This is a genomic window from Prevotella sp. OH937_COT-195 (genome assembly GCF_003932845.1).
Lineage (GTDB): Bacteria > Bacteroidota > Bacteroidia > Bacteroidales > Bacteroidaceae > Prevotella.
In genome coordinates this window covers 1-1,580 of the sequence record NZ_RQZH01000065.1, presented here as the reverse complement: position 1 = coordinate 1,580, position 1,580 = coordinate 1, and the positions used below count along the sequence as shown (strand labels likewise).

Below are 1,580 nucleotides of genomic sequence, written 5' to 3'. Positions count from 1 at the left end.
TCATAACTGTAATGTGCAAATACGTCTCCGCCCGCGAATGCGGCATGCCATGTGCCGTCCTCTCCCGTCACCGAGTATTCGGCAAGCACCGTGGCGGGGGCACGTTGCTCTATAACCGGTATTGCGAGTTCTGCCGAGAGAGTGTCACCTCCGCGGACAAACTCTGCATGAAGTATTATAGGCGTGGGATGCTCCCTGCCGTCTCCGTTTATGGAAGAACTTGCCTTCCATTCGATGTTCACCTCGTCCGTAGAGAGTGTGAGCCGGCGGACGCGCAGACCGTCCTCCTCGGTGGAAGCAGTGTATGTCACTTTGCCGTTGAGAGACACGCGCCGGTTTTTGTATTCAACATAGGTACGTCTCGGAATGAGTAACGAGGGCTCGATCTTCGTTCCGTCTACTGCCATGGAGAAACGTGTGGGCATGGGCGCGTTGTACGGGTCGCGCAACTGCCCCTCGCTGTCCATGTCCAAGACGACACTTGCCGTGTCGCAATATATTACCGGAGCAGTGCCGCCACGGGCTGCGAAAACAACCCACGAGGAAGCGTTTTTTGAAGGTTCCTCCGTTGTGGCCGTTCCCTTGGGAACTGTACAGAGCCATGAAGAGCCGAGATGCAGGACAACGTCATAATGCCCGTATTCCACCCCGTTGCGCCAATCGCCGCGGAAGCATGTGATATTGCCGTACTCGCCCGTACCCGATGCGGAAAGTATCTCGAACTTGTCCGCGCGCACCATTTCGCGTTTGGGCGAACTCTCCTTTATTACATGCCGGGACAAATCATAACCATTGATGCCGGAGAACATGCGAACGCACGGTATGCCGCTCGTGTCACTCTCGCCACATGTAATATATTGCAGCGCGCCACCGCGTGTCTCCGGGTGCGTCTGACTGCCGAAACATGCAACGTCGTCTCCGACGGCAGGGACATCGATATCCGGAACGTTTTCATACCCGACACAATGTAAAGTATCTCCTCCCTCCTCGATTTTCCACGCAAGTTGATTGCAAAGGTCTATATACCCATGCTCCACACCGTCTATTATCTCATACCCTGCATCTATAACAAGCCGCCAATAACGCTTGTTTGTGACGCCGTAAGCAGTGCCGTCGTTTCTGAATTTCCTCAAGTTGAAAGTCTCGCAGTACGCCTGGTCGCCCACACGCCAGTCGTTTGTGATACCCTTTTCTTCATCCTCCGCAGTAAAATAACATCGGTAGAACACCACGGGCGCGTTGCTCTCGTTACGCTTCGTTATCCCGAAGAACCTGCCTGCGATGTGCGCCAGTTTTTTCCAATACGTTTTTCCGTGGAAACGCTCTTCAACTTTCACGTATCCCGAATACGCATCGAGAGGGTCGCGAAGACAATACTCGTCCACCCTCGATATGGTATTGCCTGCCGGGCTCTCTATTCTGTTGCCTGCCGAGTGTTCAATCTTCCGAATCTCCAGCGATGCGAAAAACGCCTTGACACGCGCGGTGAAGAAGTCCGTTATGACATGGCTCCTACCCTCTGCGTCCTCCCACATCTTGAAGCCCTTGTCGCTCAAGATGTCAGAGCCGGTATATCCTTT

General features: G+C 53.9%; 1 pseudogene. It reads right to left on the bottom strand.

The features are described 5' to 3' along the window. Positions 1 to 1,580, bottom strand: a pseudogene (locus EII32_RS12220) (hypothetical protein); the annotation flags it as partial.